This is a genomic window from Peribacillus sp. NPDC097224 (genome assembly GCF_044761985.1).
Classification (GTDB): Bacteria; Bacillota; Bacilli; order Bacillales; family DSM-1321; genus Peribacillus.
On record NZ_JBIWDK010000001.1, the window covers coordinates 171,088 to 187,862 of the forward strand.

A 16,775-nucleotide genomic window follows, 5' to 3' on the forward strand; every position below is an offset into this window, starting at 1 on the left:
CATTGTTTTTTCAAACACTAGAGTGGAATTTGAAGGGGAGTTAAAACAATGGGTATTTTAGTGAAATGGAAGGGAGAGGCGGGAGCGAAGAAGGATTTGCAGCTTCTCTTGCTGATTGGCGGATTATATAGCCTGAGTGTCGCTTTATCCAATACATTTGTTAATGTGTATCTGTGGAAACAATCCGGTCAAATTATTGATATTGCCGTTTACAATTTAAGTGTGGTTCTTTTCCAACCAATTACTTTTGTATTTGCCGGACGGTTAGCCAAAAAGGTCGACCGAATTATCGTTTTAAGGTTAGGCGTAAGTTTCATGGCTTTGTTTTATTTGACAGTCCTTTTGGTAGGAACGAGGGCCACGGATTTTCTTTTTCTATTGGGGGCCTTGCTAGGGATTGGCTATGGGTTTTATTGGCTGGCGTTTAATGTTTTGACTTTTGAAATTACTGAACCGGATACGAGAGACTTCTTCAACGGTGTTTTAGGGGCTCTACATTCCTTTGGGGGCATGATTGGTCCTATCCTTTCAGGGTTTATTATATCAAGGCTCGAAAAGTTCACGGGGTATACAATCATTTTTGGTTTATCATTATTACTGTTTACCATTGCCGTTTTTCTGAGCTTTTCCTTGAATAGACGCCCTGCTCACGGAAAATACTTTTTTATGAGAGTATGGAAAGAAAGAAAAAATGATAAGAACTGGCGTATGATCACCCGTGCCCATTTTTTTCAGGGGCTTCGGGAAGGAACGTTCATGTTCATCATATCCATCACCATCTTTGTACAAACGGGAAGTGAACTGGCTATAGGGAGCTATGGACTATTGAATTCAGCGGTGTCCTTCATTGCTTATTTTTTTGTTTCGCGGTACATAAAACAACCCATGCGGAAGAAAGCAATCCTTATCGGAGGCATCTTTCTTTATATGGGAGTCTGGCTCATCGCTTTCGATGTGACATTCGGTAAGCTTCTCGTTTATGGGGCCATCGTTGCAGGAGCATATCCGCTGTTGCTTGTTCCATATATTTCTTTGACCTATGACATCATAGGAAGGGCTAAGGATGCAGCTAAAATGCGAATTGAATACGTGGTTGTCCGTGAACTGTTCGTTCATCTTGGAAGGATTGTTTCTGTAGTAGGTTTTATCTGGATGGTCATGAGCTTTGATTTAAAAGAGAGCTTGCCCTTCTATTTGTTAATCGTTGGTGCGGGACATTTGATCATTTATTGGTTTGTGAGGAAAATCGATATCTATGATCGAGAATGAAAAAAGGCCTTGGAGGGCCTTTTTTTATTGTAAGATGGTGGTAAAAAAACGCGAATGAACGGCTTGAGCGTGCTTTTGGGCTAGATTTTCTTTATGTGTCTAATATTTCTAGAACATGAAGGTAGAAAAAAACAAAATTGTTCTATAGAATAGTATAGGACTATCATGACTATGGATAAAGGAAGTGTGGCTTGGTGTGGTAAATACAAAGAAAAAGAAAAAGACGCATGTACCTTTCAGATTGAATGTTCTTTTCTTTTTAGTATTTGTTTTGTTTTCTGGTCTGATTTTGCGTTTGGGTGTCGTACAGATCGTATACGGCGATGATTACCGACGCGAGATTGAAAGAACAGAAGAAGTAACCGTGAATAATTCGGTGCCTCGTGGCAAAATGTATGACCGGAATTTGAAATTGATGGTCGACAATCAGCCGCTGGATGCAATTACATATACAAGAAAGCAAGGTACGAAACAAATAGAAATGGTTGAAACGGCCGAGAAGCTAGCTAAGTTGATTGATAAAGAAGCCGATAAGGTCACGGATCGTGATAAAAAGGATTTTTGGATCCTGCGTAATCCAGAGCTTGCGGAGAAAAAGATTACGGATAAAGAAAGAAAAAAGGTAGAAGAGGGAGAGCTTGAAGAAGCTGATTTGTACAAGCTACAGCTCGAACGTATTACAGAAGAAGAAATGAAGCTTTCCAAAAAGGAAATGGAAGTCCTGGCGATTTATAGGGAGTTCGCCAGTGGTTATGCACTGACTCCACAAATCGTGAAAAACAAGAAAGTAACCAAGGAAGAGTTTGCAAGGGTGAGTGAAAATCTCGATTCGCTTCCAGGTGTGGATATTTCAACCGATTGGGACAGGTTCTATACCTATAATAAAACGCTTAAGTCTGTGCTAGGAAAGGTTTCTTCTTCAGAAGAAGGATTGCCTAGCGAAAGCCTTGATTATTATTTAGCACGTGATTACAGCCGGAATGACCGTGTGGGTAAAAGTTATATTGAGTTGCAATATGAAGATGTCCTCCAAGGCCAAAAGGCAAAAGTGAAGAATGTAACCGATAAATCAGGAAACGTTGTGGATTCAGAAGTCATTACTGAAGGACAGCGTGGGAAAGACCTGGTGTTGACGGTTGATATGGATTTACAGTTGGCAACAGAGGAAATCATTGAAAAGCATTTAATCAGCAAGAAAAAGATGGGGAACACAAAATTCTTGGATAGAGCGTTTGTCGTGATGATGGATCCGAAAACGGGAGAAGTTTTAACGATGGCAGGTAAAAAATATGACAAGGATGAAAAGACGGGAAAAAGGTCCATTAATGATTTCGCATTAGGAAACATCACGACTTCTTATACGATGGGTTCTGCTGTGAAGGGTGCGACTGTTTTGACTGGTTATCAACAAGGAGCCATTCAGCCCGGAACATTCTTCTATGATACAAAGTTGAAGATCAAAGGTACAAAGGAAAAAGGATCTTATAGCAATTTCGGGAACATAAACGATTTAACGGCTTTAAAAGTCTCTTCCAACGTTTATATGTTCAGGACCGCCATTAATATTGCAGGTGCACATTATGTGCCGAATGAGCCTTTAAACATTAAATCCAGTGCATTTTCAACGATGCGAAATTCGTTTGCCCAGTTTGGTTTAGGGGTTCGTACGGGAATCGATCTCCCGATGGAAATGAATGGTTTCAAGGGTTCCGAAACAACTCCGGGTAAATTACTGGATTTTGCTATCGGTCAGTATGATACATACACTCCTATGCAACTTGCGCAGTATGTGTCCACGATTGCCAATGGCGGGAACCGTATGGAACCCCACATTGTTAAGGAAATACGTGATCCGGTTGATGAAAATGATGAATTGGGTCCCATTTCCGAAGAAGTTTCACCAACTGTCCTGAATCGTCTTGATATGAAGGATGAATGGATTACCCGTGTACAAAAGGGCTTTGAAAAGGTAACGATGGAAGTAGGCGGAACCGCTTATTCTTACTTTGGAAATAAGTCTTATACAGTAGCGGCCAAAACAGGTACGGCGGAAGCATTCTATGATGGTCCGAGTAGATTGGATTATAGCGAGCCTCAAGCCACGATGAATATCACGCTTGTGGGTTATGCTCCAGCCGAAAACCCGGAAGTTGCATTTGCTGTTGTCGTTCCTTGGGCATATCAGGGACATTCAGGTCATTCCATGAGTAAAGAAATTGGTGCGGAAATCATGGATACTTATTTCAAGCTGAAAAAAGAGCGGACCGAGAAAAAAGATACGAATGCATCAACCGATTTGAAAGTTGAGAACGGTAAAGAGATTCAAAAAGAGCAAGCTGAAATAAGAGATAGTCAAGACGAATAAAGAAAAGATACACGCTTTTGGGATCAACCCAAAGCGTGTTTTTTATGTTCAAATGGGGATGTTCAGGGTGCAACCACTTTTCTCTTAGCATCTTTACACTAGGTGAACAATCATTTACTGAATATTTACAATTCCTTTATACGAGGTTTACAGAGTAATCGTATGATTTGTATGTAGGACAAATTAATCATAAAAAAATATTAGGGGGACTTACGCATGAGATATTTCAAGGGGATGGCGATGACTGTAGTAATGGGTGGAGTGATAGCCATTGCGGCTGGTTGTGGTGCGGATGATTCGACTAAAACAAGCGGTGCAAAAGGGGAAGGCTCTAGCTCATCTTCATTGGCAGGGGAAGTCATCATGGATGGTTCTTCTACTGTATTTCCCATAGTAGAGGCAGTTGCGGAAGAATATATGGCTGAACAACCGGATGTGAAAGTTTCTGTAGGATCTTCAGGAACGGGCGGGGGATTTAAAAAATTCATTGCCGGTGAAACGGATTTAACGAATGCGTCCCGACCTGTCAAAGAGGAAGAAAGTAAATTGATCGATGAAAAAGGTATTGAATATACAGAATTGAAATTAGCGTTTGATGGCATCTCGATAGTGGTCAACAAAGATAATGATTTTATTGAACACATGACAGTCGAGGAACTAAAAGAACTATGGGTTGATAATGGAACCGTGAAGAAATGGTCTGATATACGTCCGGAATGGCCAAAGGAAGAGATTAAGTTTTATTCCCCGGGTACAGACTCAGGCACATACGATTATTTCAATGAAGTCATACTCGAGGAAAAACCGATGGTGGAGAACGCGACACTTTCCGAAGATGATAATGTCTTGGTTCAAGGAGTAGAGGGGGATAAGAATGCCATAGGGTTCTTTGGATTCGCGTACTATGCAGAGAATAAGGAGAAATTAAAGGTCATCTCGATCGATAATGGAAATGGGGCCGTTGAGCCAACCCATGAAACGATTAAAAGTGGGGACTATGCTCCTTTGTCCCGTCCCTTATTTACCTATGTAGCAAACAAATCAGTAGCAGAGAAGGAACAAGTAGCGGATTATACGGAATTCATGATTGAAAATGCGGGAGAACTATCTGAAGAAGTAGGGTACATCAGCCTTCCGGAAGAGGAGTATAAAAAGGATCTTGATAAATTGAAAGAACTAAAGGAATAGACGGTTTAATCATGTCACTCCTTTCCGTCTCCTCATCTGAATTCAGAGCGGGGAACGGATGGTCATTCAAATATTGCGTGTTTGAAATGGAGGATGCATTTTGGAACTGAAACAAGCAGAAGCCTATTCTGTACAGCGAATGATCCTGGAGAGAAAAAATAAAAAAAGGTTCAATCTGGAAAAGCTGATTCCGGTCATGCTGTTCCTAACAGCGGCCATATCGGTCTTCACGACCATTGGAATTGTCTTTACCCTTATTTTTGAGACGTTTATATTTTTTGAGAAGGTATCGATCGTTGAATTTTTTACAAATGGTAAGTGGTTACCTTTTGCCGCCACTCCTTCTTATGGAATTATGCCACTTGTTGTAGGTACACTGAAGATAGCGGTAATAGCCTCGCTAGTTGCGGTCCCCGTAGGACTTGCCACTGCCATTTTCTTGAGTGAATATGCATCGGAGAAAACGCGGAGAGTGATAAAGCCGATTCTAGAAGTGTTAGCGGGGATTCCCACTATCGTTTACGGATTCTTTGCCTTGACCTTCGTTACACCGGTTTTGCGTGATCTCTTCCCCTTCCTGGAAATGTTCAATGCGCTAAGCCCTGGGATCGTCGTAGGAATCATGATCATGCCGATGATAGCCTCTTTATCGGAAGATGCACTTATCTCGGTACCGAAATCGATCCGTGAGGGTGCATATGCTCTAGGTGCCACAAAGCTTGAAACGACGATAAAGGTGGTCCTGCCAGCTGCTGTATCCGGCATTGTGGCTTCCATCGTCCTGGCTATCTCGAGAGCAATAGGAGAGACGATGATCGTGAGTGTGGCAGGTGGTTCGACTCCTAGCGTGAGCATGGACGTCACCTCATCGATTCAAACGATGACAGCCTATATCGTGCAGGTCAGTAGTGGGGATGCTGGGTATGGAACAACGATATACTACAGCATCTATGCGGTCGGAATGACACTGTTCGCTTTTACGCTAATCATGAATCTGCTGGCGCAGTTCATCTCCCGCAGGTACAGGGAGGAATATTGACATGAAACTGATAAATAAAGGTCTTGTAGCAAAGAAAATGCCTGTCCGACTGGCGATTAACTCAATCTGTAAAGGGTTATTCTTCTTGGCAACCTTATTTGGGCTCCTGATCTTAGCCATCTTATTCTATCGGATATTTACTCAAGGGATTGGTCCCTTGAATGGGGATTTCCTCCAGAACTTCGCTTCCCGAAAACCTGAAGAAGCTGGGGTAAAGGCTGCTCTCATTGGTTCATTATGGCTGATGGCCGTCGTTGCACCGGTTGCTCTTATGTTGGGGGTTGGGACGGCCATCTATTTGGAGGAATATGCGAAAAGGAATTGGATCACCACATTCATCAAAGTTAATATATCTAACCTGGCGGGAGTTCCCTCCATTGTATTCGGATTGCTTGGTTTGACGGTTTTCGTCAGGGCTTTGGCCTTGGATCGCTCCATTTTGGCAGCAGGACTAACGATGAGCCTACTCGTCCTGCCAGTCATCATTGTAGCGGCACAGGAAGCCATTAGGGCTGTACCTCGTGAATTACGAGATGCTTCTTATGGAATGGGTGCCACCAAATGGCAGACCATCTGGAAAGTGGTCCTGCCAGCAGCGATACCAGGGATTTTAACAGGTGGGATCCTTGCTTTATCCCGGGCAATCGGAGAAACCGCTCCATTGGTGGTGGTCGGCATTCCATTATTCATTGCCTTTTTACCGCAATCAGTCATGGATACGTTTACGGTGCTCCCTATGCAAATCTATAACTGGACATCGCGTCCTCAGGAAGAATTTCAACAGGTGGCTGCAGCAGGAATCATCGTGTTGCTCATTCTGCTCATTTTCATGAATTCAATTGCTGTGGTAATCCGAAATAAATTTCAGAAAAGATACTGATGGGGGGAGAAGATAATATGAACATGACCTTAGCGAATCAAGAGGTTCCACTAATTAAAAATGAAAAAAAGCCTGTTTCTTCAAGGGCTCCCGTATATAAAACAGCAGGGCTCAATCTATGGTATGGGGAAAACCATGCATTGAAAAATATTGATCTTGATATGCATGAGAATGAGGTGACCGCAATCATCGGTCCGTCAGGATGTGGGAAATCCACCTTTATCAAAACGTTGAACCGGATGATCGAACTTGTTCCAGGCGTAAGGACGACAGGACAGATTAAATACCGGAACCGTAATATCCTGGATCAATCTTATAAAGTGGAGGATTTGAGAACGCAGGTGGGTATGGTTTTTCAAAAACCGAACCCTTTCCCTAAATCAATCTATGAGAATGTGATATATGGACCGAAACTTCATGGTATCAAGAATAAAAAGATTTTGGACGAAATAGTGGAAAAAAGTTTAAGAGGTGCTGCCATCTGGGATGAAGTAAAAGACCGTCTTCAAGAAAATGCATATGGACTCTCAGGTGGGCAACAACAGCGACTTTGTATCGCTCGGTGTCTCGCCATTGAACCTGATGTCATTTTAATGGATGAACCGACATCAGCGCTCGATCCGATTTCCACATTAAAAATTGAAGAATTGATCCAAGAGCTAAAAAAAGATTTTAGTATTATAATCGTTACCCATAATATGCAGCAAGCGGCCCGAATCTCTGATAAAACGGCTTTCTTTCTAAATGGAGAAGTCATCGAGTATGACGACACCGATACCATCTTCTCGAACCCGCATGATAAGAGGACCGAAGATTATATTACAGGTAGGTTTGGATGAGAGAAAAGGGGGCAGATGCATGATTGTACGCGAAAATTTCGAACTTCAGTTAAAAGAATTACAAGGGAAAATCGTTGAGTTGGCTGAATTGGCATCAGGCGCAATCACTAAATCATTTATGGCACTCGAGAACAGGGATTTTGAAGAAGCGCTTGGAGTCATCGAGGATGATACGAAAGCAGATTTATTGGAAGAGGAAATTAACGACTTCGCCATTCTCCTAATTGCTAAACAACAACCGGTTGCCATCGATTTACGGAGGATTATTGCTGCCATCAAAATTGCATCCGATATGGAGAGAATGGCAGACTTTGGCGTTAATATAGCCAAATCGGCCATACGAATCGGTGATCAGCCTTTCATTCTTCCGATAACTTCATTGAAAGAGATGTATGATATCACACTGAAGATGATTGAACTTTCCATTGATGCCTTTGAGAGGGAAGATATTACTTTAGCGCGAGAAATCATTGAAATGGACGATGAGGTCGATCGTTTCTATGGGGATATGATCCGAAGTCTCCTAAGATTGTCGGATGAAAAAAACCTACAACAGGTGACTCAACTTTCCTTCATTGCCCGCTATCTAGAACGAACGGCTGATCATACAACGAATATTGCCGAAAATATATACTTCCTTGTGAGGGGGCGTTATATCAGCCGCAGGGATTGAATATAGGCAGTTTTAAAAGAGAGACTTTGCCTGGCCGGCAGCCATTCAAAGTCTCTCTTTTATCATTATTGTGTCAGTGTCTTGGCCAATTGTCGATAGGTCATGTTATCCGTGACGACAAATTCGCCAATCTGAATGTTCTTGGAGAAGCCCTGATCTTCAACGTAAGACTCAAAACGTGCAGCGTCATCGATGATTTTTTCCTTTTCCAGTTTCGTTGCTATTTCTAGTGTAGTCATATTGGCTTTCACTTCTAAGGTATAGGAAACAACAGGATTATTTTTTTTGGGAACCTCTTTCTCTTGTTTCTTCTCCTCCTTGTCGATCCTTTTTTCTTCTTTTTCGGAATTTAGCCTTTCGTCTTTCTGCAAGGATACGAGATAGCCTTTTTCATTCAGCAATTTCTTAGCTTCTTCCACAGTCGGTCCAGTTTCTTCGTTGGGCTCCGTCATATAATAAAAACCAGCAAAGATTGTTGTGGAAACAATGAGGCCTGCTGAAAAGGCCTGAAGAGTCACTTTATTCATCTTCTTTTCCCCGCAATCCATATTCTTCAATGACTGAAAGGGTTTGTTCTTTCGTCAAAGAGGATTGTTTGGCGATCTGGTCCAGTGAAAGTCCTTGGTTGTATAAAGAAAGAACCTGGCTCTTTAAGATTTTATGAATGGACTCCCTGTCATTTGAAGGAGTGGTTGCTTTGAGACGGTTTGCCTCAGAGTGGTCTGGCCCGTCCTGGATCACAAATTCCTCTTCAAGAATCTTCACCTTTTTCTTCAATTGGTAGATATCCTGCATATAGGTTATAGTCATTTGTTCTAGATTTTCTTCTAATTTAGCAACCTTGTCTTGTTTGAAAAAAGAAATAATAAGAAGGATGATTGCCAATGAGAATAATAGAATAATTAAGATTTGCATGTTTTCACCTCAGGGAGAAAATTTTCGACATTTACATCTATTTTACACATATTTATTAAAAATTTGGTGATTTTCCTTTTATTATATTTTTAAAATAGCATTTCTTTTCCTAATCTGACGGATTTTCATTCGCTATTTGTCGAAAATGCACTCGTTTTTATAAAAAAAAATAAATATGGATAATAATTTTGATGTAAATCCCTTTATTTCTAAAGTAAATAAATTTCGACAAAATGTGTTTATTGTTCATTGGCGAATTCAATGCTAACATAAATGTAATAAAATAAACTGAAAAATCAAATAGTTTTATTTCTTAAACAAGGTAAAGCCTTTCTTAAAATTAGTGTGTAGGATTATGAGAGATTGAGTGTCACTGTCAGCGCCTATCGTTAAGAGTGATATAAATTCGAAAAGAGAAAGGGATGATTTTTATGAGTTCATTATCCGCATATATGCCACAGGATAACCGGGAAGTATTTCGAAAGGGGTTAAAGGCGGGGCTATGGATGGACGAGAGTTTTGATTGGTATCCTGAAGAGGATATGATGAGTCATCCCGGCGGGGAAATAAGGTCGCTTTTACAAACGTTTACCCAAGGAAAAATAACATTTTCAAAGTTCACGATAAGAAATACGTCCTTTGAGCCTAAATATCCAAAGATGTTCTTTCATTATGAAAACGCTTTCGAAAAGCAAGCGGTCGCTTTTTACAGTCCGGGTGAGCGGGCAATCCTACATGTTGCGACGCAGTCGATTGCCCTATTAGGAGGAGTTGTAAAGGGGAAAGGTATTTCACAATACTGTATTCAGGGGAAAGGGAGTCTCTATCAAGAAGGATGTTTTAAATCGTTGAAAGAAGGGATCCTTGCTTACTCACCACTTGCCAAAGGGGAGGTCACCAGTATGTTCACCCTGGAAACGGAAATCCTGCCAAAGGAATGTGTGGAAGTAGTGGCATGGGCCATACATGCTGAAACAAAAGAAGAAGCAAAACTCTTGAATCACAATCTTCTTCAAACCATGAAAAACGGCGAGAACTAGGAAAAAAAAAGTTAAATTAATTTTTCCCGAAAAACATACTAGCATTTCACAATAAATAATGCTATTATAGAAAAGTCCTATGTGAAAAAGTCAATATGTTTGGAGGGAAATACACATGCGCGTAAATATTACATTAGCTTGCACTGAATGTGGAGACCGTAACTATATTTCTAAAAAAAATAAACGTAACAATCCAGACCGTCTTGAGCTTAAAAAATACTGCTCAAGAGAAAAACGCAGCACAACTCACCGCGAAACAAAGTAAGCAACAGGATTTTCCTGTTGTTTTTTTTTTTGCTTTTTTCCCTTTTAGCCATTAATCCTAAAATTCGACAACTTTCTATTTCGGCTTTCGTAAATGAGTTCATTTTATGAGATACTGATAGTAGTAGACTTAAAGGAGTATAAAATGATGAGAGAGAATAAAAAGATAATCAGGCAACGCATTCGAACTCATTTAATGGAAATGAGCAATGAAGAGCATGAGGAGCTATCAAATAAGATTGCCGAAAATCTATTTTCACTTGACGAGTGGAAACAGGCCAAAACCATCGGCATTACCATTTCCATCTACCCTGAAATTTCAACGGTCAGGATCATTGAACAAGCATGGAGAGAAGGCAAGTCGATTGCCGTACCGAAGTGCTACCCAGAAGAGAAGGCAATGGATTTTAAGAAAATCACTTCTTTCAATCAGTTAGAGTCCGTTTATTATGGTCTTCTTGAACCAATGGAGGATACGAAAAAAGCATCCGTCCGTGAATTGGATCTTTTGGTTGTCCCGGGTTTGGCATTTTCAAATGAAGGATATCGTCTAGGATTTGGCGGAGGTTATTATGATCGTTTCCTTTCTCATTACAGTGGAAAGACGTTAGCGCTTGCCTACGATGTTCAAATACTGGATGACTTGCCAATAGAGGTGCATGATATCGCCGTTGGTAAACTGATTACTCCCACGAAAGTTTTACGTACATATGCTCATTAGAGCAAGAAGAGGTTCCATTATTATTTTTCACTCATAAAAATCCTTTCCTGTATCACACTAATGGTAGGAGGGATTTTTATGTTACGAGTAATTGTACAAATATTTTTGATTGGTTTAGTGATTTATGCAGGTTTCAAAAATCGGTATCGTTTGATGAATATAGCCCTATCGAATGGCATGATAAGAAAATATCTAGTGACCAAGTCCTTAAACATGCCGATATTGAGGGATAAAATGATGCAAAGTATGTTTTCACAAACCAAATGATGAGTGAGTAGAAGGAACCTAATGAGAGGGTTCCTTTTTTTATTGGAGGTACACTTCTTTTTTTTACTTTTTTGATCATTTCGTCTATAGTTTGAATTAGATAATATAAGGATTTCATCAGGAAATGATTTGGAAAGTGGGGAATGTTTTGGGGTATAAAGAGGAGTATTTATTTTGGGAGATTGTCCGGCTATTGTCAGTTCAATATGATTACCGCATGATCACTGTCACGGAAAATCATGAGGAAATATGGCTAGAAAGCGAAAAAAACACGGATTTCCCCGTGATAAGATTGATTCGTCATGATCTTGATTGGGCAAATTGGCTTAAAAGGGATATAGACCGGACCTTGAAAAACGGCGAACAAGTCAGGAAAAAGTTATATAAAAAACCAATGAGCATTTTAAGTATCTATGTGAGTAAATTTGCTCCTGTTGATGATTTTGAATTTAGCGCACAACCAGCTATGCTTCAAAAAACGAAAGTGAACACCTTTATATTTGCAAGCGAGTCTTTTCAGACTTCCAAACAAAATTTGGAGGCTACCCTGAAAACACCACTTTCGATTTCTGTACCGGAGGATGAAGAAATTGATGAAGGGCAAGTGCTCGAGTTAAAGAAGGTAGCCATCTCAGCTTCCGTCAAAAAGGCTAAGGCTGAACAAAAAGTATTCCAGCAGGCTAAACCATTCTTTACCTATATATTGATAGCGATACAGGTTGCTGTATTCATCTTGATGGGGTTTAGTGGAGGGAGCACCGATTCCAGGACTTTAATCGAGTTTGGAGCTAAATACTCACCTTACATCCTTCAAGGGGAGTGGTGGAGGTTCTTTACTCCGATGGTTGTCCACATTGGTTTTATCCACTTACTCATGAATACATTTTCGTTGTACTTGATAGGGGCGGAAGTTGAAAGGATATATGGGAATGCTAGGTTTCTATTCATCTATATCTTTGCAGGTTTTGCAGGAACTCTAGGTAGCTTCATTATGACTCCAAACCTTTCAGCAGGAGCCAGCGGAGCTATTTTTGGTTGTTTTGGGGCCCTGTTGTATTTTGGAATGGTGTATCCAAAGTTATTTATGCGTACGATGGGTTCTACCGTCATTCTTCTTATCGTCATTAACCTGGTATATGGTTTTACCGTATCGGGAATCGATAATGCAGGACATATCGGTGGTTTGATCGGTGGTTTCCTAGCGGCCGGGGTGGTCCACCTACCGAAGACGCAAAAGGTGTTACGTCAGATGGCTTTTTTAGTTGGAACTGCCGTACTGACTTACTTTTTGCTGCAATTTGGCTATACTCATCAGAAAAATGATGATGAAACAATGGCCATGTTGGCACAGGATTACATTGAAGATGGTGAGGAAGCGAAAGCGGAGGAAATGTTGGCGGACTATGTGGAGGATAATTCTGATGCACCGATATCTCATTTCATCCTTGGAAACCTATCCTTTGATAATGAGGAATTCGAAGACGCTCGCCACTACTTTGAAAAAGCGATTGAACAAAACCCTAAGTTACATGAAGCACATTATAATCTCGCTTTGGCGTATGCCAAGCTCAACCTGATGGATGAAGCTAAAGAGCAGGCTCAAAAGGCCGTTGAGCTTGCTCCAAAGGAAAAATCATATAAGGAATTGCTAGAAGAATTGGAATAGGAAGTCTATAATTTTTGCCTTAGCAAATATGGGGTGCCGTCTTTACCGGAAAATAAGACGAGGACTTCCCTTTTATCTTTGGCTACTAACAATAGGGGGATGGTGCTGCCTTGTGGACTCAAGGTGGTCCCGTCCTCTTTTTTTATGCTTATTACATAATTTTTATAAAGGCCTTCCCAAAGTTTACCGACAATTTCTTCCCGCTGGAATGAAGGAAAACTTGAAAGCCACTGATTTTTTCTGGCCGGTAAATCGGTTAGAGAAATCACTTTATATTGATTTGGGTCAATATCAAAGTGTTCTTCGGCTTTTTGTAAACTATTTTGGGTAATATTCTTGGTTACACTGTCCAGGACATGTTTCCACTCCTTCTGTTCCTCGGAAAGGGGATTATGGAAAGATTGAAAATCAGGTGTAGATATGGCATATAGTTTTTCTTTACTTAATTGTTGTGCGCTTGTGAAAATGGTATCAGAAGGGTGTAACTCGGCATAATGAAAGGTTATCGCATCATAACGCCCACTTTCTTTTTCCTTGAATTTGTCTGACTGTGAGAGCTCTTGTCGATTTTGTTTCCAGTTTTTTAACGTGCCTTCTAGTTTCCCATTCTTGTAAAGGAGTGAAACGTCCTGACGCAAATAGGCTGTCTGATCCAATGAGGAGTGAACTTTCCATGTAAGGGAATAGGCGTCCTTTCCTGTTTCTTTCGCTACCAAATGAGTAGAAGCATGTTCAAATTGGAGGGAAGAGTCAATTGGGAAATAAATGATCGTTTCCTCTACCTGGTGTGTGTCCGAAAAATATAGGATAATAAAGATGGCAGCTACCATTAAAAAAACGGTATACTTCAATTGTAGTTTCATTTGTCGCCTCCGTTTTTGGCTGTATGCTATAAACAAGTTCATTTAAAAGAAAAATGAATAAACGGAATGCTAGATGGAAATACCCACTGTTTCATCATATGAATGGTGCGGGACAAGAAGTACTGAAAAATAACATTAGAGGATTCACATGGCAAATTGATTATGCTGTATGGAGAAAATAGTAAAGAGGTTTAATATGAAAACATACTATGATTTACAACAATACTTGAAAAAGTTTGGGACATTCATTTATTTCGGTGATCGTGTGGCTGAGTTGGAAATGATGGAATCTGAAATCAGGGAAATCCATCAAATGCAAATGATGGACACGAAGGATTACCAGATGGCGATACTCTTGATTAGGCAGCAATTGGCTATTGAAAGAGAAAAAAATGATAAAAAAAGGTGATACGATGGAAAAGGTGCTGTTAGGGGTTGACTTGGGCGGAACCACAACCAAGCTTGCCTTAATCAATGTTTACGGAGAGATTATTCATAAGTGGGAAATTGCGACTGACATTTCCGAAAATGGAAAGAACATCACCATGAATATTGCAAAGGCGATTGATGCAAAGCTGGAGGAACTCAATGAACCGAAAAGTAAAATGCTAGGTATCGGAATGGGTGCCCCGGGCCCCGTCAACTTTACCAACGGATCCATTTATGAAGCGGTCAATCTCGGTTGGAAAGACTATCCATTGAAGGATTTATTGGAAGTGGAGACATCTCTTCCGGCCGTGATCGACAATGATGCTAATATGGCGGCATTGGGCGAGATGTGGAAAGGCGCTGGAGAAGGAGCTAAAGACCTTGTGTGTGTAACGCTTGGAACAGGGGTAGGCGGAGGGGTCATCCATAATGGCAAAATCGTACATGGTATAAGCGGAGCAGCTGGGGAAATTGGTCATATGACCGTCGTTACAGAAGGAGGGGCTCCCTGTAACTGTGGCAAGGTTGGCTGCTTGGAAACGGTTGCTTCGGCAACTGGAATTGTCCGACTTGCATCAGAAGCATTGGGAATGGCGGGCGAACCCTCTCTGCTACAAGAAAGAATACAAGAGGGAAATCCGCTATCCTCCAAATTGCTTTTTCAATGCGCACTAGCAGGAGATTCTTTGTCTAAATCTGTGGTGGACCGTGTGGGCAATTATTTAGGACTGGCATTATCTCATGTTGGCAATGTCATGAATCCTGAAAAAATCGTTATCGGCGGAGGGGTTTCTAATGCTGGAGATATACTCCTGGAACCAGTCCGTAAGGCATTTGAACTTTATTCTTTTAAACGAGTTCGCAAATCGACAAAAATCCATCTAGCAACCCTTGGAAATGATGCCGGGGTCATAGGGGCTGCCTGGCTTATTAAAAATCGGTTAAATCCATCATGATCTTACTTGTAATGATTCAACCGATTATATAGGCATGGGTGGATGATGAATAGATGGAATATTGCAAAAGAAGTGACGGGAACTGAATGTAGGTATTGTTTGGCTCGGTCAATGTCCATGGAAAAGAAAGGGTCCTTTAAAAGAGGAGGTTCTTACATGTTTCCCTTTTTCATTTCATAAATATTAAGGAATGAAAGGGGACGATAGTGGATGATAATCATAAGTAGGAATGGTGACAGTTTGGACTATTACAGTAAACTGTTTCAAATCCCACAGGTGTTGGTGGAGGAGGCTAACAGAGATATCCAAGGCATTCTGCAGGAAGGACTTTATGTGAACATACCGGGGTTTATTCTTCAGAAGGAGTCAAGGAACGATTTTGATCTGGTGACAATCTCCAAACACTATCATTTGCCGCTGGATGCATTGATCCTGGTTAATCAGTCAAACCAAGGACCTTTTTCAGTACCCGTTCGAATCATGGGCCCTCTACTTAATCCGGTCAAGTTCTATGATTATCAGTCACTTCTGGATGATTTGGAGGCTTTAACCGTACATTATCCATTTATCAAGGTGGAGTCGATTGGAAAGAGTGTGTTAGGCAAAGAGCTGTTGGAAGTAAGAATCGGCCAAGGTGAAAAAGTCATCCATTTTAATGGTTCATTTCATGCAAATGAATGGATCACCTCGGCCATTTTAATGAAATGGCTTAATGATTTGCTTCTCGCCCTAAGCAACGATGATTGCATATGCGGCATAGCGTGTTTGCCTTTTTTTCAGGAAGTGACCATTTCGGTCGTTCCTATGGTCAACCCTGATGGCGTAGACCTTGTACTTAAGGGGGAGGAAGCGGCGGAGGGGTGCGTAGATGTGCTCGAAATGAATAATGGCAACCCTGCTTTTTATGCCTGGAAGGCCAATATACGCGGGGTTGATTTGAATAATCAATACCCTGCCAAGTGGGAGATAGAAAAACAAAGAAAAGTACCACAGGCACCTGCACCGAGGGATTTTCCCGGTGAGGTGTGTTTGTCGGAGCCGGAAGCAATTGCCATGAAAGAATTGGCAGAGAAGCGGAACTTTTGCAGAGTCTTGGCACTCCATACGCAAGGTAAAGAGTTTTACTGGGGGTATGAAGGATGGGAGCCTAAGCAAAGTGAGGAAATCGCTAAAGAGTTTGAAGCGAGAAGCGGGTACCGTGCCGTTCAATATGTTGATAGTCATGCAGGCTATAAAGATTGGTTCATTCAAGAATTCAGGAAAGAGGCCTATACAATAGAGTTGGGCAAGGGGATCAACCCACTTCCTTTATCCCAGTTTCCTTCTATATATGGAGAATCTGTGCATATTTTAATGGCGGCATTATATATGTGACCATGATTTTTGTCGGAATATACTTCC

At 41.0% G+C, this 16,775-nt stretch carries 18 protein-coding genes; 15 read left to right on the plus strand and 3 right to left on the minus strand.

The genetic code is table 11. The features are described 5' to 3' along the window. Nucleotides 1–48 precede the first annotated feature (48 nt). The 7 genes from ACIQXR_RS00875 (at nt 49) to phoU (ending at nt 8,253) form a co-directional block, all read left to right on the plus strand. Nucleotides 49–1,269, plus strand: a complete 1,221-nt coding sequence (locus tag ACIQXR_RS00875; protein WP_402869525.1) for an MFS transporter — start codon at nt 49–51, stop codon at nt 1,267–1,269. Nucleotides 1,270–1,465: 196 nt separating this feature from the next. Continuing rightward, complete coding sequence (locus tag ACIQXR_RS00880) at nt 1,466–3,634, plus strand: peptidoglycan D,D-transpeptidase FtsI family protein (protein WP_402869523.1); 2,169 nt, start codon at nt 1,466–1,468, stop codon at nt 3,632–3,634. Between the two features lie 216 nt (nt 3,635–3,850). Next, on the plus strand, nt 3,851–4,822 hold the full coding sequence (locus ACIQXR_RS00885) for a PstS family phosphate ABC transporter substrate-binding protein (RefSeq protein ID WP_402869521.1): 972 nt from the start codon (nt 3,851–3,853) through the stop codon (nt 4,820–4,822). Nucleotides 4,823–4,961: 139 nt separating this feature from the next. Beyond that, the gene (pstC, locus tag ACIQXR_RS00890; RefSeq protein WP_402869889.1) at nt 4,962–5,861 is read left to right on the plus strand and encodes a phosphate ABC transporter permease subunit PstC; all 900 of its coding nucleotides are present in this window, start codon (nt 4,962–4,964) and stop codon (nt 5,859–5,861) included. Between the two features lies 1 nt (nt 5,862). Then, nucleotides 5,863–6,741: a phosphate ABC transporter permease PstA gene (gene pstA, locus ACIQXR_RS00895; protein ID WP_402869520.1), complete on the plus strand. Its 879-nt coding sequence runs from the start codon at nt 5,863–5,865 to the stop codon at nt 6,739–6,741. Next, nucleotides 6,741–7,580 carry a phosphate ABC transporter ATP-binding protein PstB gene (pstB, locus tag ACIQXR_RS00900; protein WP_402869518.1) on the plus strand — a complete coding sequence of 280 codons (840 nt, stop codon included), beginning with the start codon at nt 6,741–6,743 and terminating at the stop codon, nt 7,578–7,580. The genes pstA and pstB overlap by 1 nt, the downstream gene beginning before the upstream one ends. A gap of 19 nt (nt 7,581–7,599) precedes the next feature. After that, the gene (gene phoU / locus ACIQXR_RS00905) at nt 7,600–8,253 is read left to right on the plus strand and encodes a phosphate signaling complex protein PhoU (protein ID WP_402869517.1); all 654 of its coding nucleotides are present in this window, start codon (nt 7,600–7,602) and stop codon (nt 8,251–8,253) included. 65 nt (nt 8,254–8,318) lie between these two features. On the opposite strand, the gene ACIQXR_RS00910 is transcribed toward phoU, so the two are convergent. Together ACIQXR_RS00910 and ACIQXR_RS00915 are read right to left on the minus strand one after the other, a co-directional pair. Further along, nucleotides 8,319–8,780 (minus strand): hypothetical protein, encoded by a 462-nt coding sequence (locus tag ACIQXR_RS00910; protein WP_402869515.1) that lies wholly within the window; start codon nt 8,778–8,780, stop codon nt 8,319–8,321. Beyond that, nucleotides 8,773–9,168: a hypothetical protein gene (locus ACIQXR_RS00915; protein WP_402869513.1), complete on the minus strand. Its 396-nt coding sequence runs from the start codon at nt 9,166–9,168 to the stop codon at nt 8,773–8,775. Before ACIQXR_RS00915 ends, ACIQXR_RS00910 begins: the two co-directional genes overlap by 8 nt. A 431-nt stretch (nt 9,169–9,599) precedes the next feature. On the opposite strand from ACIQXR_RS00915, the gene ACIQXR_RS00920 reads away from it, so the two are divergent. From ACIQXR_RS00920 to ACIQXR_RS00940, 5 genes are all read left to right on the plus strand, one after another. Further along, entirely contained in the window at nt 9,600–10,208 is a 609-nt protein-coding gene (locus ACIQXR_RS00920; protein ID WP_402869511.1) for a hypothetical protein, read from the plus strand. Nucleotides 10,209–10,323: 115 nt separating this feature from the next. Beyond that, the gene (gene rpmG, locus ACIQXR_RS00925; protein ID WP_028391797.1) at nt 10,324–10,473 is read left to right on the plus strand and encodes a 50S ribosomal protein L33; all 150 of its coding nucleotides are present in this window, start codon (nt 10,324–10,326) and stop codon (nt 10,471–10,473) included. Nucleotides 10,474–10,620: 147 nt separating this feature from the next. Then, the gene (locus tag ACIQXR_RS00930) at nt 10,621–11,193 is read left to right on the plus strand and encodes a 5-formyltetrahydrofolate cyclo-ligase (protein ID WP_402869509.1); all 573 of its coding nucleotides are present in this window, start codon (nt 10,621–10,623) and stop codon (nt 11,191–11,193) included. Between the two features lie 78 nt (nt 11,194–11,271). Continuing rightward, nucleotides 11,272–11,460, plus strand: a complete 189-nt coding sequence (locus ACIQXR_RS00935; RefSeq protein ID WP_402869507.1) for a hypothetical protein — start codon at nt 11,272–11,274, stop codon at nt 11,458–11,460. 124 nt (nt 11,461–11,584) lie between these two features. Then, nucleotides 11,585–13,126: a rhomboid family intramembrane serine protease gene (locus ACIQXR_RS00940; protein WP_402869505.1), complete on the plus strand. Its 1,542-nt coding sequence runs from the start codon at nt 11,585–11,587 to the stop codon at nt 13,124–13,126. A 5-nt stretch (nt 13,127–13,131) separates the two neighbouring features. Here the strand turns inward: ACIQXR_RS00940 and ACIQXR_RS00945 are convergent, their stop codons facing one another. Then, the gene (locus ACIQXR_RS00945; protein WP_402869503.1) at nt 13,132–13,989 is read right to left on the minus strand and encodes a hypothetical protein; all 858 of its coding nucleotides are present in this window, start codon (nt 13,987–13,989) and stop codon (nt 13,132–13,134) included. A 196-nt stretch (nt 13,990–14,185) separates the two neighbouring features. Here ACIQXR_RS00945 and ACIQXR_RS00950 point away from each other — a divergent pair, with 196 nt between their 5' ends. The 3 genes from ACIQXR_RS00950 to ACIQXR_RS00960 all read left to right on the plus strand — a co-directional run bounded on the left by ACIQXR_RS00950 (nt 14,186) and on the right by ACIQXR_RS00960 (nt 16,748). Continuing rightward, nucleotides 14,186–14,398, plus strand: coding sequence for a YqgQ family protein (locus ACIQXR_RS00950; protein WP_402869501.1), 213 nt, complete (start codon nt 14,186–14,188; stop codon nt 14,396–14,398). 4 nt (nt 14,399–14,402) lie between these two features. Further along, a complete protein-coding gene (locus tag ACIQXR_RS00955; protein WP_402869886.1) occupies nt 14,403–15,374 on the plus strand; it encodes an ROK family glucokinase in 972 nt (323 codons plus the stop codon). Nucleotides 15,375–15,584: 210 nt separating this feature from the next. Next, the gene (locus ACIQXR_RS00960) at nt 15,585–16,748 is read left to right on the plus strand and encodes a M14 family metallopeptidase (protein WP_402869499.1); all 1,164 of its coding nucleotides are present in this window, start codon (nt 15,585–15,587) and stop codon (nt 16,746–16,748) included. Nucleotides 16,749–16,775: the final 27 nt, after the last annotated feature.